The sequence below is a fragment of the Occallatibacter sp. genome (assembly GCF_035317045.1).
In the GTDB taxonomy this organism is placed as follows: Bacteria; Acidobacteriota; Terriglobia; order Terriglobales; family Acidobacteriaceae; genus Telmatobacter.
The window spans coordinates 1-20,814 of the sequence record NZ_DATHHT010000034.1; the positions used below are offsets into that span (position 1 = coordinate 1).

At 57.9% G+C, this 20,814-nt stretch carries 20 protein-coding genes; 5 read left to right on the top strand and 15 right to left on the bottom strand.

Translation table 11 applies throughout. From position 1 onward, the window contains the following. The 5 genes from VK574_RS16740 to lnt all read right to left on the bottom strand — a co-directional run. Window positions 1-1,019: protein-disulfide reductase DsbD domain-containing protein (locus VK574_RS16740; protein ID WP_472801007.1), on the bottom strand; the 1,019-nt coding region annotated here is incomplete at its 3' end. 318 nt (window positions 1,020-1,337) lie between these two features. Next, the gene (locus tag VK574_RS16745) at window positions 1,338-1,766 is read right to left on the bottom strand and encodes a CoA-binding protein (protein ID WP_472801008.1); all 429 of its coding nucleotides are present in this window, start codon (window positions 1,764-1,766) and stop codon (window positions 1,338-1,340) included. A gap of 86 nt (window positions 1,767-1,852) precedes the next feature. Beyond that, window positions 1,853-2,329 carry a glyoxalase superfamily protein gene (locus VK574_RS16750; RefSeq protein ID WP_472801009.1) on the bottom strand — a complete coding sequence of 159 codons (477 nt, stop codon included), beginning with the start codon at window positions 2,327-2,329 and terminating at the stop codon, window positions 1,853-1,855. A gap of 26 nt (window positions 2,330-2,355) precedes the next feature. After that, window positions 2,356-3,493, bottom strand: a protein-coding gene (gene prfB / locus VK574_RS16755; protein WP_472801010.1) for a peptide chain release factor 2 whose coding sequence is annotated in 2 segments (ribosomal slippage) — window positions 2,356-3,420 and window positions 3,422-3,493 — 1,137 coding nt in all. Because the reading frame shifts where the segments join, the coding sequence is not laid out codon by codon here. A 109-nt stretch (window positions 3,494-3,602) separates the two neighbouring features. Continuing rightward, entirely contained in the window at window positions 3,603-5,264 is a 1,662-nt protein-coding gene (gene lnt / locus VK574_RS16760; RefSeq protein WP_472801011.1) for an apolipoprotein N-acyltransferase, read from the bottom strand. A 417-nt stretch (window positions 5,265-5,681) separates the two neighbouring features. On the opposite strand from lnt, the gene VK574_RS16765 reads away from it, so the two are divergent. Continuing rightward, window positions 5,682-8,048 carry an amino acid permease gene (locus VK574_RS16765; protein ID WP_472801012.1) on the top strand — a complete coding sequence of 789 codons (2,367 nt, stop codon included), beginning with the start codon at window positions 5,682-5,684 and terminating at the stop codon, window positions 8,046-8,048. A gap of 401 nt (window positions 8,049-8,449) precedes the next feature. Further along, window positions 8,450-8,677, top strand: a complete 228-nt coding sequence (locus tag VK574_RS16770) for a hypothetical protein (protein ID WP_472801013.1) — start codon at window positions 8,450-8,452, stop codon at window positions 8,675-8,677. Window positions 8,678-8,736: 59 nt separating this feature from the next. Here the strand turns inward: VK574_RS16770 and VK574_RS16775 are convergent, their stop codons facing one another. The 3 genes from VK574_RS16775 to VK574_RS16785 all read right to left on the bottom strand — a co-directional run bounded on the left by VK574_RS16775 (window position 8,737) and on the right by VK574_RS16785 (window position 10,632). Further along, a complete protein-coding gene (locus VK574_RS16775) occupies window positions 8,737-9,441 on the bottom strand; it encodes a metal-dependent hydrolase (RefSeq protein WP_472801014.1) in 705 nt (234 codons plus the stop codon). Window positions 9,442-9,555: 114 nt separating this feature from the next. Continuing rightward, on the bottom strand, window positions 9,556-10,203 hold the full coding sequence (locus VK574_RS16780) for a methyltransferase domain-containing protein (protein WP_472801015.1): 648 nt from the start codon (window positions 10,201-10,203) through the stop codon (window positions 9,556-9,558). A gap of 60 nt (window positions 10,204-10,263) precedes the next feature. Continuing rightward, entirely contained in the window at window positions 10,264-10,632 is a 369-nt protein-coding gene (locus VK574_RS16785) for a bactofilin family protein (RefSeq protein WP_472801016.1), read from the bottom strand. 279 nt (window positions 10,633-10,911) lie between these two features. Between VK574_RS16785 and VK574_RS16790 the strand changes: the two genes are divergently transcribed. Next, complete coding sequence (locus VK574_RS16790) at window positions 10,912-11,751, top strand: hypothetical protein (protein WP_472801017.1); 840 nt, start codon at window positions 10,912-10,914, stop codon at window positions 11,749-11,751. A gap of 159 nt (window positions 11,752-11,910) precedes the next feature. On the opposite strand, the gene VK574_RS16795 is transcribed toward VK574_RS16790, so the two are convergent. The 4 genes from VK574_RS16795 to VK574_RS16810 all read right to left on the bottom strand — a co-directional run bounded on the left by VK574_RS16795 (window position 11,911) and on the right by VK574_RS16810 (window position 14,021). Continuing rightward, window positions 11,911-12,210: an ATP synthase F0 subunit C gene (locus tag VK574_RS16795; RefSeq protein WP_472801018.1), complete on the bottom strand. Its 300-nt coding sequence runs from the start codon at window positions 12,208-12,210 to the stop codon at window positions 11,911-11,913. Window positions 12,211-12,501: 291 nt separating this feature from the next. Further along, window positions 12,502-13,236, bottom strand: a complete 735-nt coding sequence (gene atpB / locus VK574_RS16800; RefSeq protein ID WP_472801019.1) for a F0F1 ATP synthase subunit A — start codon at window positions 13,234-13,236, stop codon at window positions 12,502-12,504. A gap of 57 nt (window positions 13,237-13,293) precedes the next feature. Then, window positions 13,294-13,707 (bottom strand): hypothetical protein, encoded by a 414-nt coding sequence (locus VK574_RS16805; RefSeq protein ID WP_472801020.1) that lies wholly within the window; start codon window positions 13,705-13,707, stop codon window positions 13,294-13,296. Continuing rightward, window positions 13,704-14,021, bottom strand: coding sequence for an AtpZ/AtpI family protein (locus VK574_RS16810; RefSeq protein WP_472801021.1), 318 nt, complete (start codon window positions 14,019-14,021; stop codon window positions 13,704-13,706). Before VK574_RS16810 ends, VK574_RS16805 begins: the two co-directional genes overlap by 4 nt. A 95-nt stretch (window positions 14,022-14,116) precedes the next feature. On the opposite strand from VK574_RS16810, the gene VK574_RS16815 reads away from it, so the two are divergent. Beyond that, complete coding sequence (locus VK574_RS16815; protein WP_472801022.1) at window positions 14,117-15,826, top strand: lysine--tRNA ligase; 1,710 nt, start codon at window positions 14,117-14,119, stop codon at window positions 15,824-15,826. Between the two features lie 133 nt (window positions 15,827-15,959). Then, a complete protein-coding gene (locus tag VK574_RS16820) occupies window positions 15,960-16,757 on the top strand; it encodes a TIGR00282 family metallophosphoesterase (RefSeq protein ID WP_472801023.1) in 798 nt (265 codons plus the stop codon). 81 nt (window positions 16,758-16,838) lie between these two features. On the opposite strand, the gene VK574_RS16825 is transcribed toward VK574_RS16820, so the two are convergent. The 3 genes from VK574_RS16825 to metX form a co-directional block, all read right to left on the bottom strand. Beyond that, entirely contained in the window at window positions 16,839-17,720 is an 882-nt protein-coding gene (locus VK574_RS16825) for a hypothetical protein (RefSeq protein WP_472801024.1), read from the bottom strand. A gap of 101 nt (window positions 17,721-17,821) precedes the next feature. Then, window positions 17,822-19,270, bottom strand: a complete 1,449-nt coding sequence (locus tag VK574_RS16830) for a hypothetical protein (RefSeq protein WP_472801025.1) — start codon at window positions 19,268-19,270, stop codon at window positions 17,822-17,824. Between the two features lie 417 nt (window positions 19,271-19,687). After that, window positions 19,688-20,812 (bottom strand): homoserine O-acetyltransferase MetX, encoded by a 1,125-nt coding sequence (gene metX / locus VK574_RS16835; RefSeq protein WP_472801026.1) that lies wholly within the window; start codon window positions 20,810-20,812, stop codon window positions 19,688-19,690. Between the last annotated feature and the right edge of the window lie 2 nt (window positions 20,813-20,814).

Below are 20,814 nucleotides of genomic sequence, written 5' to 3' on the forward strand. Positions count from 1 at the left end.
AATAGCACAGGGAAGACGCATGGCATGAGATTGAGAACGAGTCCGCCGAGGAAGGCGAGGCCAAAGGCCTGGAGAAGACCGGGGCCGGATGCAGGGTGCGCGGGGCTTGACGATTGTGAAGGAGGGCTAGCGGTGTTGGCAGAGATGGTGGGGTTCGTGCTGACCGACGCGCCAGTTGTCTGTACGGGGACGGGCTTGGGTGCTTTTGGGGGACCGGCTTGTGCGACCAGTTCGTAGGCGCGACCGCCCGAGAGTTGGAGCAGGCCCGCGAGCTCTTTTGGATTCGAAGCGAGGGATTCGTCCTTCTTGAGGTCGAGCATGAGGCCGTTCGCGGTGGGCGTTGCCGTCTGCGGCGCGGGGTTGGAGAGGATGTCGGGGCTTGACGGAAAAAAGCTTGCCTCGGTCTCGCGGTGCCCGGTGTTCACCGTCAGGCGGAAGCCGGCCGGTGTGGAAACGAATCCGATCTTCAGATTGGCTGGTGGCGGCGCAGGGAGTTTATTGGAGAGGCGAGCCCAGATACTTTGATCGGGCTGCACTGTTGCGCTCCCCGCAGCGATCGGGCGCGTGATTTCGAGCTCCGTCTTCTCTGGGATACAGCTGCCGCGGCAGACGAGCCAGTCAACCTTGGCGTGGAGAACTGCTGAACCCGAGGCGCCACCGGCCGCATTCAAATGAAATGGAAAAAGAACTTCGTCTTCGTACCCGAAGTCCATTAATGGACCGAGGGGAAGGCGCTTGGGAATTGGATATTCAATGGGCCCGGCGGTGATTCCCTGAGGGAGCCTCCATTTGATGTGAGGCGGTTCTCCTGCATCGCCGGGGTTTTTCCAGTAGACATGCCAGCCGGGTTCGAGTTTGAAGTATAGGCCGGCGTTGTTGGAGCCAAGATGAAACTGCGCGTCAGGGCCAATGAGCTGTACGTGAACGTGGGGCAGATCAGCTGACCCGGTAGCGGCAAATCCGGAAACGGCTGCGGTGAGCAGCAAAGCGAGCGCGAGGATCGGGCGGAAGAATCTCATTCGGAGCACAAGAGCGTCTTTCCATTGGACGCTCGCGGAGAATCATTGGTCGCGAAAAGCGGCTGGGTTGGAGCAGTGGTTTCCCACCCTTGCGGAAGAAACCCCGCAAGGACGGGGCACCCGAGTTTCGGGATTCCGGAAGGAAAAAGCAACTGCAGGTTCCTCCACTCCCAGCGCTTCGTTTCGGTCGGTCGGAATGACAGAGTGACAGTATGCCGGCTTCCCACGTTGGCCGCACAGAGCGCGGCACGGATAGGGCGCCCAGCGCGGCAAGGATTGGGACACCCAGGACTTGTGAAAGCGCCAGCGATCACTGAACTAACCAACTCTCTGCGCGTGTTCGCGAAAAATGCAGACATTCTGGACGCACTTCACGCCAGCGGCTTGGGCACGGGCAATCGCCGTGTCGTTGATCACGCCCTCCTGAAGCCAGAGGTACGGAATGCCGAGACGGATTACCTCGTCGACGATGGGCGGAACGTTCCCAGAGGCCCGGAATACGTCGACCAGGTCGATGCCCTTGGGATAATTCTTTTTTGCGACCGCGTGGGCCGATTCCAGATCGGGATAGCACTTGAGGCCAAGCACCTCATTGAGCATGGGATTGACGGGAAAGACGTGATAGCCCTGCATCACGAGGTAGCGGCCAATATTGTGACTGGCGCGCCAGGACTTCTCGCTCATGCCAACGACGGCAATGGCCTGCGAACTGCGCAACAATTCGTTGATGGTGGCCGGATCGTTCATTTCTTGGCTTCCAGCTCCTAACCGCTAGTATTCCAGTTCTTAGTCATCCGTATTAGGTCATCGGCCCTGTTTACAATGCCGCGCGGTTAACTTGGATCGACGCGCTGATGTTTGCCGTCGGGCAATTTCCGCCAGCGGACGCCGTGCATGTCAAGCCAGTCGCCGATGGGCTCATTCTTCTTTGGGTCAGACCCGATGCGGAGGACGTTCCCGTCGAGGTCTTCGACCTGCATTTCAAGAGCCCATTCGTAATTCGTGGGTGGGTTGCGGATCTTTGCGCCGGATGCGCGGAACTCGTCATAGAGCTTTTCGACGTCGACACCATCAATCCATACCCAACTGCCGGGATTTCCCTGGTCGCCTTCTGAAAGAAACAAGTTGCAACGGCCACGGGAAATGGATGCGAAGAATGGGCCGGAGTCTTCAGGGAATTTGAAGTTGACGTGAAAACCGAGCGCGTGGGTGTAGTAGTCGATGCTGGCGACGACGCTCGATACGCGAAGGACGGGAATGACTCCGCCGAAGGCGATGGCAGCTTGGGGACGGGCGAGATCGGTGGCCATGTGCGACCTCCTCGAGATTCAAGATACTATGCCGGAATATCCATGTCGTCTTCTCCGCTGGTGGCCGTGCCGCGGCGCTTGGCCAGCAGGTAGCCGCGCAGGAAAGGCTCGAGATAGCCGTCGAGCACTTTATCGACGTCGCCGACCTCCACCTTGGTGCGATGGTCCTTGGCGATGCGATACGGCTGCAGAACATAAGACCGAATCTGCGAGCCGAAGTTGATCTCGAGTTTGGAGTCTTCGACCTTCCTGCTCACGGCGCGCTTCTTTTCGAGCTCGTATTCATACAGGCGCGAGCGCAGCATCTTCATCGCCTTCTCGCGGTTCTTGTGCTGGGAGCGCTCGTTCTGGCATTGCACCACGATTCCTGTGGGCAGGTGCGTCATGCGTACGGCAGAGTCTGTGGTGTTGACGTGCTGGCCGCCCTTGCCGCCGGAGCGATAGGTATCAATGCGCAAGTCTTCGACTTTGAGATCGACGTTGATGGTCTCGTCGATTTCGGGGGAGACATACACCGATGCGAATGAAGTGTGGCGCCGCTTGGCCGAATCGAACGGCGAAATGCGCACGAGACGATGAACGCCACTCTCTCCGGCAAGTTGGCCGAAGGCGTATTCACCCGTGATGGTGAAGGTGGCGGACTTGATGCCGGCTTCTTCGCCGTCCTGGTAGTCGTTCATTTCGGTTTTGAAGCCCTGCTGCTCGGCCCAGCGCAGATACATGCGCAGCAGCATCTCGGCCCAGTCCTGGCTCTCGGTGCCGCCAGCGCCGGGGTGCACCGTGACGATGGCGTTGAGCGGATCGGCCTCGCCGGAGAGCATGGTGCGGGCTTCGAGTTCTTCAGTAAATGTGGCGAGTGTCTTGATGTCGCGTTCGAGGTCGGCGAGGACGTCTTCGCCCTCGCGAGCGAGTTCGAAGTAGGCTTCGATGTCGCCGGTGCGGCGGACGAGTTCCTCGTCGTCCGCGATGAGCGATTCAAGGCGCTTGCGGTCGCGCATCAACGGCTTGCCCGCGATAGAGTTCGACCACATTGCGGGGTCGGCGAGCTTGGTTTCGATTGCGGTTAGTTCCCTGCGGAGGCGGGCAGGGTCAAAGATACTCCCGCAGGTCGCGGACTTGATCGCGCACCGGAGCGTAAGCGTATTCGAGATCGGTAATTGCCATGCTTTGCTCTGTGGACCTGACTTGTTGGCGAGTTGGCTGGTCGAGTGGCCGCGCAAGCGACATTCGACTGCACTCAGGTAAGTATAGCGGAGTTAGCGGGGTTAGCGGGCTAGCGTGACTTGCCGGGTCTGGCGACGATTCGCCTGATTTCAATCTTCAGCGACCAGACGAAAATCGGAATCGAAAGGAATAAGCACAGCCACGCGAAAACGTCGCCATGCTCTGTATAGAAGGTGATGTCGTCGCGGAAGCCGTATTGCGCAGGAAGAGCGTCGGCCTGGTGTCGCGGGATGCTCTGCCGCACACTCCCATACGGATCGATGACGGCGGTGATGCCGTTGTTGGTATCGCGCAGGAGCCAGCGGCGGTTCTCGATCGCGCGCATCCGGGCCATGTTGAGGTGTTGCCACGGAGCGCTGGTGTCGCCGTACCATCCGTCGTCGCTGACGTTGACCAGGACTTCGGCGCCAAGCTGGGCGAAGTGGCGAACCTCGTCGGCAAAGACAGCTTCGTAGCAGATAAAGACGCCGTAACGATGGCCGTTGACGCGAAAGGTTTTGCGTTCCGTCCCACGCGAAAATGACGAAACGCGCCCGGTAAGCTTGCGGGCAAATGTGAGGTACTGCTGGAACGGAACGTATTCGCCGAAAGGCACAAGATGGATCTTGTCGTAGCGCCCGATCAGGTTGCCATCGGCTCCGATGACCGTGGCGGAGTTGTAGTAATCGACAAAACCCTCCGTGTGCAAATGGTAGTTCGTACCGATGCCACCGATGATGAGCGGAGCCGACTCGGCTAGACCAATCGACTCCATGGATTTCTGAAATCGCGGATCAGCGTCGGAGAACGGTGCAGGCGATTCGGGCCAGACAACGAGATCGGGATGCGTCGGGTAGGGCGGGCAGATGATTTCGCCGTTGGGTGCGTTGGTCTGCGGAATTCCTGCGATATAGATTTTGCATTGCTCGGCGGCGAGGTGCTGGAACTGGGCGATGTGGTTGTCCCACTCTCCCGGGCCGGCCCAATCGTTGTCGCCACCCACGTCGAGGTTGGGCTGAACGAGGACGGCTGAAGCGGCGGGTGTTGCCGGCTTTGTGGGTTGATAAACAAGTCCGCCGGATGCAGCCACCATCAAGATTGCGCCTGTTGCGCTCCAGGTCCAACCCCGTTTGCCGGCTTGCGAAATGCGACCGCTCACAATGAGAGCGTTGACAGCGACCAGAATGAACGTGATTCCATATACCCCGGTCCATGGAGCAAGCTGATTCACAAGTGCGTTGTCGACCTGCGAGTAGCCAAGCTGATCCCAGGGAACGCTAGTGATGCGAGCGGCGGCGAGGTCGAGGGCTACCCAGATAAAAGGGGCTGAGGCGAGAGCGAGATGCTGCTTTCCGGTCGCCTGGCGAACAAGCATGATGCCCAGACCGAACAATCCAAAGTAGAGACCCAGGACAAGGCTGAAGCCGATCAGGAGCAGAACAGGTGCCCCGGTGGGCATGTCGCCATAGGCGAGCATCGTGTCGCGAACCCAGTAGCAGTTGCCCATGTACCAGAGCACGCCGCAGAGATACGAAAGCAGAAACGCACGGCGAAGCGGGCGAGGATGGTCGACAGTCGCGGGGCTGAGGATCGCCCAAAGCAGGGGAACAAGGCCGAACCACGCGAAGATGCTGCGCCAGGGAGGCATGGGACCCGCGAGCGGAAACGGCAACTCCAGCAGCGCGGCAGAGAGAACGGCCGCAGCACCCATCTTCATTGAATGCCAGCGCATACAGGCTGGAGTTTAATGCATGGGGCTATGTCAGGGTTATTTGAAGCTGGTACCACAGGAAACCAGGAGAATGCGCGATCCGGAAGGTCGTTGCTTTAGGAATTCCTTATAAACAAGCGCGTAGAATCGGCACATGGTCTTAGCTGCCCTTGCGATAAAGTTCCTTGAACTGATGTTCTTCATCGGCCTTGCTGGAGCAGCCATTGTGGTTTTGATCAGCTTTGTTGAGGACTTCAAAGAATTATTCGGAGAAGAGTAAAAACCCTTGAATTTCCACCCTATTTTCATCGTATTTACAAGCATTTCCGTTTAGTTGTTGACTGCCGCGTCGTCCAGAACTAAACTCAGCCAAGGGCGGACGAGATAAGTGCCCTTTTGACTCTGAGCGGCAATACCATCCTGCCGGCGCGATAAGTAATGGCATCCACTCGAACGACCGTAGCCCCACCATCAGACCGCGTCCGGCTCATCGTGGCATCCTCCGTGATGCTCACGTTCATCTCCTTCTGGCGGGCAGCCGCCATCGTCCTCAATGATTTAGGTTCTTCAGCGTTCTACGCCGGCGGCATTGCCGAGCAGGCCGTGGGTGCAGCGGCGCCGTGGTTCATTCTCGGCATCATGCTGTTCAGCTTCGCGGTGCGAGCCGTGTATGTGGAGAGCTGCTCCATGTTCACCCGCGGCGGCGTTTACCGCGTGGTGAAAGAGGCACTCGGCGGCACGTTTGCCAAGCTCAGCGTATCTGCCCTGATGTTCGATTACATCCTGACCGGGCCGATCTCAGGCGTATCTGCAGGGCAATACATCACCGGCCTGATGAACGAACTGATGACGGTGGCCAACAACAGCCACTGGCTGCCCCCTGCACTGACGGAGCATGGCCAGCCTTTCCAGTTCGACATGAATTACACCTCCGCGGTCTTCGCGGCGGCGGTCACCATTTATTACTGGTGGCAGAACGTCAAGGGGATCGAGGAGTCGAGCGACAAGGCCCTGCGGGTTATGCAGATCACTACGATCATGGTGGTCATCCTCTTTATCTGGGGTGCTTACTCGTTGATGGTGGTGGGCGTGCATCTACCTCCTCCGCCTACCCCATCTCACCTGAAATTCAGCGCGGACTCCTTAGGTTTCCTGAAAAATACCGGCTTGCCGATCTTCGGCCTCTTCGGAATCATCATGGCCTTTGGCCATTCCATCCTGGCCATGAGCGGCGAGGAGAGCCTGGCCCAGGTCAACCGCGAGATACAGCATCCGAAGCTGAAGAATCTGAAACGCGCAGCGATCGTGATCGCGATCTACAGCCTCGTCTTCACGGGCGGAGCAACGCTGCTGGCGTCGATGCTGATTCCGGATGGCCCGCGGACACAGATCTACCAGAACAACCTGATTGCCGGCCTGGCCATGTACATGGCCGGCCCGATGTTCTGGCGCGTAGCATTCCGCATCTTCGTCGTCTTTGTAGGTTTCTTGATTCTGTCCGGGGCCATCAACACATCGATGATTGGATCGACAGGCGTGCTGATGCGGGTGGCGGAAGACGGCGTGCTGACGGACTGGTTCCGCAAGCCGCATCCGAAATTCGGCACCAGCCATCGCATCGTGAATCTCGTATTCGCGCTGCAGATGTTCACCATTATCGCCACGCGCGGCAATGTGATCACCCTGGGCGAAGCTTATGCATTCGGCGTGATCTGGTCGTTTACGTTCAATAGCCTCGCCATGCTGGTGCTCCGCTGGAAGTATCACGGTGAGCGCGGCTGGAAAGTACCGCCGAATATCAAGATCGGAAAGACAGAAATCCCCATCGGGCTTTTCTGCGTTTTCCTCGTTCTGCTTTCGACCGCCGTCACCAATTTGTTCACGAAGTCGATCGCCACGGTCAGCGGCATTATTTTTGCAGCGGCATTCTTCGTCATCTTCACCGTCTCGGAGCGCCAGAATCTGCGCAAGCATGCGCTGACCGCGCGGCAGATGAAGGACCACTTCCAGCTGGAGCACCAGGACACGATCAGCAGGGAGTCGGTTGCGGTGCGCCCCGGCGGCGTCATGGTGACGATGCGCGATTCCAACAATCCTGTTGCGCTGAAGTGGGTGCTGGCTCGAACCAAGACCGAAGATCGCGACGTGGTGGTAATGAGCGTCCGCATGATGGGCGCAGGCGGACCGGAGTATCTGAGCGCCGAGGATCAAAGCTTCAGTGAGCACGAGCAGATGCTGTTTACCAAGGCGGTCTCTGTCGCAGAGAGCTTTGGAAAGAAAGTATCTCTACTGGTTGTTCCGGCTGGCGATGTATTCGCGGCACTGGTGCAGGGCGCAAACGCGCTTGAAGTGGACTCGGTCGTTTCGGGGCAATCGACCTCGATGACGGCGGAAGACCAGGCGTTTCACATGGGGCAAGCATGGGAAGCTCTGCCCGAACCCAAGCGTCAGTTCAATTTTTACGTTGTTGGCGGGGATGGGGAGACCAAGGTGTTCTATATCGGCCCGCATGCGCCGACACTTGGTCCGGACGATGTCCAGCTGGTTCACCGCTTGTGGCTGAACATGCGGCGCGATCCATCGGTGCAGGATCTCCATCACAGTGACATCATCACCTACGCGCTGACGCGATTGGCCGGCCAGTATGCACGCGAAAAAGTGGAGATACTCCGCGATCTGCGGAACTATCGTGCATCGGAGTCGCCGACTCTTCGGATCGGGGGACAGGATCTTACCGGGGTTGCTTCGCCATCTTCAGGTCACGAACCTGCGCAACCAGCAAACAAGGCTCCGCGTGGCGTGTAAATGTGCTTGTTCAAAGATTGAGTTAGACTCCCGACTTATACAACCAGAGTAATCAAAGATACCTTACCTGGGGAGACTCTCTGAGTACCCGATTACAGAACATAATCGAATTTCGATACGTTACCTTGGAGCAATGCAACCATGCGCAATAAGCGCGTTCAGAACTGAGGAATCACATCTATCAATAGTTCTGCACTTCCCACAAATTAAGAATTCTCGGCGATTTAAGCAGGCGAGGCTTCTATTTGCATTCCTCTCCAGGTAAAGCCGATGGATGTTACTCTTTTTCGTTTGTTTTCGCCGGACCCGTTCGGTATCGTCTGGCTTCAGTAACAGAATCCTGCAAGAAAGAGGATCTTTGCGCATTCTGGAGGCTGCGCCCGGATCGCCAAGGAGGTTTTTTGGGAGTCGCAGACATACTGCAACAAATCGATGACGAGATCGCTCGACTTCAACGAGCGCGTGCACTGCTCACCAGCGGTGTAAGCAAGACTTCGAAGGCATCCGGCACAGGCGCTGCCAGGAAAGGCAAAAAGAAACGCAATCTGACGCCGGAGGGCCGGAAGCGCATCGCCGAAGCGGTGAAGCGCCGTTGGGAGAGGCAGAGAAAAGCAGCAGGCAGCAAATAGCTCGAACGAACAGTGAAGGGCTGGAAGCGATTCCCAGCCCTTCATGTTTTGCTGAATGCTTAGATCGATTCGCCGGGTGCAATCCGGATGACTTCAATTGAGCCCTTGAGGAGAGCGTCAAGCTCCTCGGGTGTTCCGGTAAGCGGCGGAAACGTTCCAAAGTGAATGGGCAGGATTGCATTCGGCGCAAGGAATTGCGCAGCCAGTGCTGCTTCCTTTGGTCCCATGGTGTAGAAACCGCCGATGGGGAGCATTGCAATCTCCGGATGATAGAGATCCTTGATCAGTTTCATGTCGCTGAAGACGGTGGTGTCTCCGGCATGGTAGAGCACGGGGCCATCGGAAATGGTGAGCACGAAACCCGCGGCAACGCCTGCGTATTGCGTCCCGTTCTTGCCCTCGACGCCGGAAGAGTGCTTGGCCTCGACCATCGTAAGTGCAACGTCATCGAGTTGGACGGTACCACCGATGTTCATGCCGGTGGTGTTTTCAGCGCCTTCGTTGTTCATGTGAGCGGCAAGTTCGTAGATCGCGACGACATTGGATTTGTGTGTGTGCGCAACTGGAATGGCGTCGGAGATGTGATCTCCGTGTCCGTGTGTGAGCAGGATGTAGTGGATCTTTTCGGGAAGCGTGAACCCCCTGGGGTATTTGGGGTTGTGTTGAATAAATGGATCGATGAGGATGTTGGTGCCCTTCGGCGTTTGAACGAGTACCGTGGCGTGTCCAAGCCACGTGATGCGCGTGCCTTTCAATGAGGTCATATTTGCTCCAGTTGGGGATGTTTCAGAAATAGCGCCCATCATTGGATGCGACTGAACGCAGATGGATTGCCACTATCACCTCAGCGACGCGAACCTGTCGCCGGTGACCCCGGATTATCGCGTGATGATGACTTCTGAAATGCTGTCCTTGGCCAGGAATTGGCGGAAGCCGGACCACTGATTGAACAGGTCCTGAATGATTCGATTCGTGAATACACGCTGAATCGGAAACTGCTGGGCAAGCTGCATTTCGACGTTATCGCCTGCGGTGATATGAAAGCGGCAATGAGCCGATTCTTCAGGATTCTTGCGCGTGTGAAAGAAGGCCAGGACCTGGCCGCCCGGATTCAAGGATGCATACAGATGGCTCACCACGGCAGGGACGAAGGGTTCCGGAATGTAATCGAGAGCCGTCCAGAGCAGCACGATGTCGTACATCTTTCCGCCGAAGTTGAGGGTCTGTTTCAGGTATCCTTCGGTGTCGTAGATCGGCTTGTCGTCTTCGTCGACACCCTTTTTCCAGGCGCCCGTGCAGGCTTCCGTCGCCAAATCGGTCATGAAGACACTGTGACCGAGGCTGGTGAGGTAGTTGATATTGGTGGGCGAGGTGGCACCCGAGTCAATAATGCGGAGGCCGGGTTCAGCCTGCAGCCGCTTACGCAGGGCCGCCCATCCTCCCGAATGACGCGGGATGCGGGGGCCGCTGGCACCAGAGCCGGCGGACGAAGCGCCTTCCTTCTTATCGAACCAATTGCGAATCACGTTGAGATCCCCTTGTCATGGGACGCGTGCAAACAATAGGCGTCCATTCGCACGGCGAGGCTATGCGTTCGTTGCGGGGACGGCATCGGGCGCTTTGGCACCCTGCGTGAGATCAACTTTTCCGCGGAATATAGCATTGTCTTCCACGGCAAGGCGCAATGCGCGCACATCGCCTTCCACCACGCATCCGGAGCGCAGCTCCACGCGCCCGCTGGCTACGATGTTGCCCTGAACCGCGCCCTGGATCAGGATGTCGCGCGCCGTAAGATCTGCTGCGACGTCTGCGCTTGGGCCGATGGTCAGGCGGCTCTCCAACAGAGTCACGGTTCCTTCGACACGCCCATCAATGATCAGGTCTTCCCCGCCCTTTACTTCGCCACGGATCACGACGGACTTGCCAATCCGAGCAGAACCATTTTCGGTTGCCATGGATCAATTCCCTTCCAAAACTTCTTGATTTCGTCCGACACCATTTTGGCGTCCGGTTGTTGGTGAATCCTGTGCGACCAGGGCATCGGGCAGGCCGGAAATTTGCCGCTCAAACGCCCAGGTGGAAGCAAAAGTCCCTTTTCGAACTATAGCATCGGGGTGGAACCCTTCAATTTAAGAAACTCCCGCGGCGGACCAGCGTCCAAAACTAAAGAAACACCCAGCCAACCGGAAAAGGAGAACGATACACTGGGTACAGTGCGCCTTATCGCGATGTCGATGCTGATACTGCCGCTGGCTGCCGCGGGCCAAAACGGGGCTCGGCATGAAAACGGGGCCCAGCATGAAGATGATGCGCTCGTGCAGCGGGCGTTTGCGAATGAGGTTCGGGCCGCGAGCGACGCACAACACCCGATGCGTTACCGCCTGCACAAAGCCAGTCCCCGACTCACTTCCACCAAAGAGATGTTCGAGACCAAAGACGGTGCAGTGGCTCGGCTTATCGCTGTCAACGACGCACCCTTGAGTGCAGAGGACGAACAGAAGGAACAGGCGCGACTGAACGGGCTGCTGAGCGATCCGGGCAAGCAGCGTCACCGCAAGGCATCGGAAGACGAAGACACTGCGCGGGCAATGAAGGTGTTGCGATCTCTCCCAGCCGCATTTTTATACCATTTCGCGGGCACGGGCGAGGCGCCGAGCGGCGAGGTGGAGAAATTTACCTTTGCGCCAAATCCAAAATTCGATCCTCCAGATCTCGAGTCGCAAGTTCTCACGCAAATGACTGGCGAGATCTGGATTGACGTGGAGCACGAGCGCGTGGCCCGGCTTGAGGGCCACTTGAAGCAGGACGTGGACTATGGCTGGGGACTTCTGGCGCGGCTCAACAAGGGTGGATGGATCGTCATCGAGCAAGCGAATGTCGGTGAACATCAGTGGCGCATCGTGCATTTCCAGATGTCGATGAGCGGCCGTGTGGTATTCAGGACCAAGGTCTTCGATACGACCGAAGATCAGAGCCAGTTCGCGCCGCTACCCTCAGGATTGAGCTACCAGCAGGCTATCCAGATGATGAACACAGAATCGGGCAGAGGAAAGAGCGATTCAGGCCAACAATAAAGCGGCCCCGACTACAGCAGTTTTGGAATTGGTGTAGACCGAAGTCAAGGAACCAAGTGGCTTTTTCGCCAGGAAAAAGTCACCCCGTTACTCTTGAAAGTCTACGTGCATTCCGAAACTGCTCTAAGTCGAGGCCGCATGATGGAACTGCGATTCGCCTTACTTGATCCGGATGAAGATCATGGCGAAGGTGAACAGGGTGAGGGACTCGATGAAGGCAAGTCCGAGAATCATCAGCAGCTGAATGGTTCCAGCGGCTCCCGGGTTGCGCGCCACTGACTCAACGGCAGAACCGACGGCTCTGCCCTGTCCAATACCGCAGAGCCCAGCGGCAAGGGCGATACCGATGCCGATACCGATTGGAGCCAGATTGACGGGACCGGAGCCTCCGTCAGCGAATGCCGGCACTGCGAAGCACAGCAGCGACAGCACCATCAGAACGTTTTGCAATTTACGCATGTTTCTCCAGCTTCACAAAAATTAGCCGCCAGTGGGTGGTTGAGGCTCACCGTGCCGGCATCTTCAGAAAACTGCGTGCCGTTGTTACTGAGTGCAAGGTCACCGCTCCCTGATGGTCGCGTTGACTGTACATTCGAAGCTTCGGCATACAGCGATTTCCAAAGATGCTTTTGGCCCCCTCACGCTTGCGGCCTTTCCGTTGATTCCGAGGCGGAAGCGTTCCCCGGCGGAAATCTTTTTCTCCTGCCTGGCGATTTTTCGTCCGGCAAGAGCGATGCAAAATTCAGAACATCAATGTTCGTGGCGCGTGGCCTCGCCCAGATAAATCATGGGCAGGTACGTAAACACCAGTGCCTGCACCAGCGAAACCAGCACGTGCAGCGCGAGAAAAATAATGGGAATCGCAAACGGAATCAGGGAGAAAAAGACCAGCGTAACCAGGTCGCCGGCAAACATGTTGGCCCACAGACGAATGGTGAGCGACATCATGCGCGCCAGGTTCGAAATCACCTCGATCGGGAACAGCAGCCACGCAATCCACCACACCGGTCCGGCGAAGTGCTTGAGGTATCCGATAATTCCCTGGTCTTTCACTCCGTAGAAGTTGTAGTAGAGGAAAACGGAGACGGCCAGGCCAAAAGGTACCACCGCTGCGCTTGTGGGTGGCGCAATTCCGGGAATGAGCCCGACCAGATTGCAGACAAGCACGAAGAGAAACAGGCAGCTTACAAACGCCTGGAACCGCTCGTATCCATGGCCCACGATCGTTTGGGCCTCGCCTCCAACGAACTCGTGCAGGAGTTCGGCGATGTGCTGCTGAATCGGCGGCTTTTCTACCGAAAGACTGACCCGCACCCAGATGAAGAACGCGATGAGCCCTGAAACCACCAGCAATTCGAGTGCGAAAGTGTTGTCGATCGGCGCGCCTGGATTTGCAGGATGAACGCCGACCATTTGCAGCAGTGCATCGACCGGGCCGGCAAACAGCCGGTTCAGCACGTTTGTAATTCCAAGTGCTTCTTCCATGAAGACGAATAACTTTCTGATTCCGGAAAAATCCTGCGGCCAGACAGGGATAAAATATCAGCCGCGCAATAACTTGAGCGCCTCCCACGTGAGCGTGATCACTGCCAGGCTCAGGCCGCAGACAAGGGCCAAAGGCGAACCCCGGAAACATTTAAGGCTACCATAAATGACCCCTCCGAAGACGACCAGCCGCAGCAGAATGAATGCGATCGAAAGGCCGACGCCGCGCGGGGCTGTCTGATTCCTCATTCGGGAATTGATGATCCTCACCAGGCGCCGCCACTCGAAGATGCTGGCAGCGGAGACAAGCGCTCCAGAGGCGAAAAGCGCACCGGTTCCCCAGCCGCTGGAGACTGTCAGCACTAGCGACACCAACCCTCCCAGGATGAGTGTCTTGTAGATCGCTCTCTCCAGCAACACTTGAAGAGCTTCATCGGAAAGATTGGCGATCGCGGGAGCCGGTTCGTTCATTTTCCTGGCCCTGTTCCCGTTCCTGAGATGTCAGAATTTGATCCTGTTTTGCGGCCTGGCTTTGTGCCGGCTGTGACCACCATGCGGACCACGTAGACGATGCCGGATATGCCGCCGAAGAGGATGCCAACGAGCGTGATCCAGGTTTGATGGAAGAGTTTGTCGAGCCCGGCTCCGAGCAGCCACCCCACGAAGGCCGAGGACGGCAGAAGCACCGAAATCTGGATCATCTTTTCCGCTTCAGCAAGCGAGGCGAGGCTGCTCGTGAACTTGGAACGCTGCTGCGATTTCGGGATGGGACGGTTGAACGGCATCCACCGTGGTTATACACGAAGGATGCCGAGGAGCGCGATGATGCAAACGATATACTGAGCACTGGAACTCATTGATTTACACGAAGGTAGACACCGTGTTTGATTCGGAATTTGAGCGCAATCTTTTTGAGTTGCGCAAGGCCAAATTGATCGAGATTGAAAAGCTGGGTCAGGCAGCGTATCCCAACCAGTTCCCTGCCTCGCATACCATTCCGCAGATTCGCGCGAAGTGGGGCGAGGCAACGGCGGAATCGCTGGAGTCGGATCGTGCGACGGTGGCCATCGCCGGCCGCATCATGGCGATTCGCGTCATGGGCAAAGCGGGATTTGCGACGCTGCAGCAGGGCGGCGAACGGCTGCAGATTTACGTGCGGATGGATGCTGTGGGCGATCAGGGCTGGGCACTCTACAAGCTGCTGGACCTTGGCGATCATGTGGGCGTGAGCGGGTATCTCTTTCGCACGCGGACAGGCGAGCTGAGCGTACACGTTGAGCGGCTGACGTTCCTGGCGAAGGCCATGCTGGCGCTGCCGGAAAAATTTCACGGCCTGGCCGACGTGGAACTACGCTATCGCCAGCGGTATGTCGATCTGTTTTCGAATCTCGAGGCGCGTGAAGTGTTTGTGAAACGTGCCAAGGTGCTTCGCGCACTGCGAACGTTCTTTGACAGCCGTGATTATCTCGAAGTTGAGACGCCGATGATGCAGACGATCGCCGGCGGAGCGAACGCGCGTCCGTTCAAGACGCATCACAATGCGCTCGATATGGATCTGTTTCTGCGCATCGCGCCGGAGCTGTATCTCAAGCGGCTGGTTGTCGGCGGACTCGATCGGGTCTATGAGATCAATCGCAATTTCCGCAATGAAGGCGTGAGCACGCAGCACAACCCCGAGTTCACGATGCTCGAGTTCTACCAGGCCTACGCGAATTACCACGACATGATGCAGCTGACGGAAGATCTGGTGGAGTTTGTGGCGCGCGAGGTGAATGGAACCACGGTCGTTGAATTCAACGGCAACACCATCGACCTCGGAAAGTGGACGCGCCTGACCATGACCGAGGCGATCCGGGAGTATTGGCCCGAAGATTTCGGCGCGCCACCCACACTAGGGGAATTAGGAAACTCTGATGCACTTGAGCAATTCCTAACGAACTCTCTTCAGCACCTTCAATCGCACTATCCACAAATCGTAACGCCGAGTGCTGAGGTGCAAGGTGTCGACCTAGAACGTCATCGGCGACTTCGGAGCCTCCTCTTGCTAGTTAACGGACAGCGCATCTTGCTGATTGGTGATTTCACTGCAATGGCGAATATTGCTGGACAGGCGTTGGGACTGCCGCCCTCCCAATCACCTCTCCCACGTCGGCCACAATCACTTGGAAAGACCATATACGGGCTGTTCGAAGCGGTAGTCGAGCCCTTCCTGATCCAGCCAACCATCATCTACGATTACCCGACAGTAGTCTCTCCGCTCTCGAAACAGAAGCCGGACAATCCAGAACTCGTGGAGCGCTTCGAATTCTTCGCCGGCGGCTTTGAGTTGGGCAACGCCTTCAGCGAGTTGAACGATCCGGTGGAACAGCACAAACGATTCGAGGACCAACTCAAAGAGCGCGATCGCGGCGACGAGGAGGCCCACCAGATGGACGAAGACTACGTGCGCGCCCTCGCCTACGGCCTGCCTCCCACCGGCGGCGAAGGCATCGGCATCGATCGGTTGACCATGCTGCTGACCGGCTCAAAGTCCATACGCGACGTAATCCTGTTTCCGCTGATGAGAAATGCAGTGAACAGTGAACAGTGAACAGTGTTCAGAGGGAGCAACGATCATCTTGAGTTCGATACCCCTGATTCGATCCCTCTTGCACGCAGGAGCCAATGAGGCACAAGAGTTCTTAACTGTCCACTGACCACTGTCCACTGTTCACTGGAGTTCAATGAAGATTCTTTTTGTAGGTGACATTTTCGGCAGCGCGGGGCGCGGGATTGTACGCGAGCACATCGGGCATGTGCGCGAGGCGCATGACGTCGAGCTCACGGTCATCAATGCGGAGAATGCAGCCGGTGGGTTTGGCGTGACGCCGCAGATTGCCGAAGAGTTGTTTGACATGGGCGCCGACGTGCTCACCACGGGCAACCACGTGTGGGACAAGCGAGAGCTTCTGGATTATCTGAATTCAGCGGCAGCCAATAGCCAGGAGCGCGCGCGGCGCGTGCTGCGCCCTGCCAACATGCAACCCGGCTTGCCTGGATACGGCGTCTTCGAGGGCGTCACGGAGAGTGGCGTGGCGTATGCGGTCGTCGACCTGATGGGCAAGGTATTCATGAGCGGTACCAACGACCCGTTCAACGCTGCCACCAACCTGCTGGCCGGAATCAAAGCCAAGGTCATCGTGGTGGATTTTCATGGCGAGGCCACCAGCGAAAAAGTCGCCATGGGCTGGCATCTCGACGGGCGCGTCACGGCGGTGCTGGGCACGCACACGCACATACCGACGGCCGATGAACGCGTTCTGCCAGGCGGCACCGCCTACCAGACAGACGTGGGCATGAGCGGTCCCTACGACAGCGTCATCGGCGTTGAGAAAGAGCTGGTCCTGAATCGGTTCCTCACGGGCATGCCCGGCAAATTCGAGGCCGCGAAGGGCAATCCGAAGATGTGCGCAGCGCTGATTACATGCGATGCAGCAACGGGTCGCGCATCGGCGATTCAGAGGATCATGCTCGGGGAATGACCGTGCCGGCAGGGGACCGCTAAAAAGGCAACTGCAGGTTCCTCGACTCCCGTTGGTCGCTCGGAATGACAGTCTGAAGTATTAGTTCTGGCCGGAGGGGGGCACGGGCCAGGTGCGCGCCACCGCATCTTTCTGGGATGCAGGGTTCACGGCCGCCATCGAAGCCGGCCTGTGCGTGGCCTTGATGAGCTTTCCCTGGTGCGTAAAGGTCATAGACCACTCCGTGGCATGCGGACGCGCTGCGGCATCATCGAAACGGAGCACTTCCATCCCGTGTGCATGCATCTCGACTTCCATCGCTGCAGTGAGCGCGGGGATCGGCCTATGCAGCGCAGGCTCCGCACCCGGGGTCATAATCTCAGGTCTTGTGCCTGCCAGCGCAGCATAGCAAAGGGCATTCCCAAGCCAGTCGGAGTTTGCCGTCTCTGAATCCTCGGCGCGAATGTGGTTGAAGGCCGAGATGGTCAGCGCATTGATGGGCGCGGGAGAAAAGAGAGAGTACCCGCGCTTGACGATGGGAACGATGCGGACCCGGCCGTTGCCATTGCGTGGAATCGATACAGAGAATACCGAAACATCGCCGGCGCCGTTGTTGCGCGTGTATTGCACAAAGAGATGATTCGGGAAAGTCGGACAGACGATCTGGCGGGATTTCCAGTTGCTCTGCGAAAATTCGAGGCCGGCAAATCCCGCATGCTCAGCGATGGTGGATTCCGAATCGGCAAGAAGGAGCCGATCCTGTTGGGAAATCTGGTCTGCGGATCGAAAATCGACAGTGTAGAGGGGAGTCTGCCGGGTCGCCACGGTTGAGAACGGCTTAGGCTCAACCGAATCCGGCACAATTCTCTGGTGTTTTGAAATCTCTTGTCCCTGGCTCTGCCCTGGGAAGACAGAGAAAGATACGCAGACAACCGTAAGCAGGGCGGCTGCCAGGGTTTTGAGGGGAATGCGGAACGGCACCATGCTGTCTCAAGGGTACCACTCGGGCAGCTCAGGCAAGGTGGAGAAACAGGAAGGGCAGCCCTTTACAGGCTGCCCTTCGATTCACCAGGAGCGCATGCTAACTATTGCTGCGGTTTATGGGTTGTTGTCGTGTGGTGAGCGGCGGCCGGCTTGTGCGCCGGAGCCTTCTTCGCGGTCTGCAGAATGCCATCCTTGAGCACGATCTGCGCACTTGCAGCACCGGCGGCCGAGGCTGGAACCGGGGTATAGGTGTCATAGGTTCCGTCCACTTCGGGACCGCCGTCCTTCAGCACCTTGAGTTCGGAACCCACCGCCGGAATTTCCTTCTCCGGGATTGGTTCCTTCATGTTGACAATGAAGTCGGCCGTTTTGGCTTCCTTGGCGTCCGGGGTCACAGCAACCTTGATCTGGCTGGCGCTCGATTCGATAACGGTACCCGGGACAGGGGTGTCCTTGCCCTGCAGGAGAGCCCACAGCTTGTCAGCATCTTCCTTGCTGCCGACGGAAAGCACGGTTTCCTTGTCTGCCAGTGCCAGGGTGTTCCAATCAGAGGTGCTGGCGAGCAGATCGTGGATCTGCTCCTCTGGCGTCTTGGCGGCAGCGATACTCAGGGTTCCCGGCGGGAACAGTGTAGCTGCCGACTGAGTCTTCAGCGTGTCCAAGCCTGTCAGATCTCCGTGGTACTTCTTGAAGTAGTACTCAAGCTGCGGCTCGATCTGGCCCTTGAAGTTGGCTGGCGCGAAGTTCCAGGCGCGGGCAAAGAACCAGCAGGCCTGCACGTAGTCCTGCCCTGCCTTGTCTTTCGCAGCCTTGGCAGCAGCTGCCAGAGTTGCGTCGCCGGGAGTCGCCTTTGCCTTGGCTTCCGCGTCCCTTTGGGCCTGCGCGTCAATAAGCTGCAACTTAACGTAGGCCAGCGCAAGTTGAAGGGTATCGCCCAGACCGGGTCCTTTGGTCGTGCCGTCTGGCGGATACAACGCCAGCTCCTTGCGGTATTCTTCGACAGCAGCGGCCGGGTCCTTTTTCACGATGTCATCTGCGGCAATTGCCGAGTCGAAAAACGGGGCGAGCGCGTCGGTCTGTTTCTTCCAATCGTCTGGCGCCATGCCGGCAGGCTGTTTCGCGATCAATCCCTTCTGAGCCAGAGCTGCGGCGTCATCGCAGGTCTGTTGGTCTGAAGTCTTAGTGCATTGGGCTTTCTTGAGGAAAACCGAGATGTAGATTGCTTTCAGGTTATCGGGGTCGACCTGCAGCATCCGGGAGGCCGCACTGAGGGTGTGGTCCGTATCGCCGGTCTGCTGATAAGTATCGATCAGCGTGTCAAGCAGGGTCTTCTTGACGACGCTCTGCGGGTACTTCGTCAGGAAATCCTCAATGGCTGCCGCCTTGGCCTTGGGATCAGACTGAGTTGTGGCCATGGAATAGGCGTTATATTCGGCGGGATCCTTGATTTGAATCGTGCCCGATGGTTGATCCTGCGCGCGCAGCGTGGGCGCGTAAACGAGGCTCAAGCTCGCCAGCGCCATCACAGATGCAAAGACAAACTTCTTCATTCAGTGCTCCTGGGAGATGCGGAAGTGGAATCGGTACTCAAGCACTCGCTCGCGGTTTCATCGATCCGTTTTGAGGGGCGATTCGACAGACTCTGACGGATAGACATTCCCACGATGTCCAATGCGGTATTGGGAGGATTATAGAAAGCCCTGCCCATTGTGACAAGGCACCTGATTCGACAAAATGTTACGCCGGCGGTTTGGCGACGCACGTTGGAGGTTGGCGGCTCAACCGGGAACCAAGGCGCCAACGCAATCTCAGACAAGCCGTTCAATTGAAACCGTGCGGGAATCGTTCTGCCTCCCTGCGAGGAACCGATGGCCGCCCCCACAGCACATCGCATAATCGCTTAGACACCGGATCGCGGAAAAGTGTTTCCTGAGCTTACCAGAGGATCGACCCAGCCGGCGAAAGAGTTACTGCAGAAGTTGAACCAGCTCTGCCTGTTCGGCGAGAAAGGCGTCGTGGCCGTGGGAACTGGTCATTTCGCGATACTCCGCCGGCACTCCGGCGGAGCGAATAAGGTCGGCAAAGCTGCGAATGGACTCCGGCGGAAACAGCCAGTCGGAGCTTATCCCGATGAAGGTGAGGCGGGCGCGAATACGGCTGAAGGCCTCCGTTGGGGACGCGTGGCCATTCAGAGGGTCCCAGGTATCCATGGTGCGCAGGATGGCGAGGTAGGCATTGGCGTCGAAGCGCTGAATGAAGCGCTCGCCCTGGTTATCGAGGTAGCCGGCAATGTCAAAGCGGCCGCCGACAAGGCCGCCCCCCTGGCTATCGTGGCTCCACGGGTCTTCGCCATTTCGGTTGGGATTGCGAGAAAAGCGTTCGTCGAATAGGCCGGCGGACTTGTAGCTAATCATTCCAATCTGCCGGGCGAGGGACAAACCAAGTCGCGGCTGGCGTTGCGGCAGGTAGTAGCCTCCATCCCAGTCCGGGTCGTTCTGGATGGCCTGGCGCTGAAGGTGATTCAGGGCTAATCCCATGGCAGTTAAAGGGGCTACGCCAATGATGGCAGCGCGTTCGACGCGAGCGGGGTCGTGGATCGCCCACTCCAGGGCTTGCATTCCGCCGATGGAACCGCCGAGGATGAGCCTGAGGCGGCGGATGCCGAGGGAGTCGAGGAGATGGCCCTGGGCGCGGACGTTGTCCCGAATCGAGACGAGCGGGAAATCGGGTCCATACACCAGGCCGGTTTCGGGATCGACGGAGCCGGGCCCCGTGGAGCCGTAGCACGAGCCAAGGATATTGATGCAGATTACGAAATCGTGTTCGAGAGACAGAACGGCGCCGGGGGCGAAGATCTCCGGCCACCAGTCGCCGACGCGAGCGGAACCCGAGAGAGCATGGCAGATCAGAACGGCGTTGTCGCGAGCCGCATTCAGCCTGCCGTATACGGCGTAGTGCAGGGTTGGCTGCGCCAGCGTACGCCCGCTCTCCAGCATCAGGTTCTGGTCCAGGATGAAGTCGCCTTCATACGTCGGTTCAAGAGCAGGCGACCGGGTCGACGCAGAGCCCGACCCGGTTACGGCTTCGTTCATAA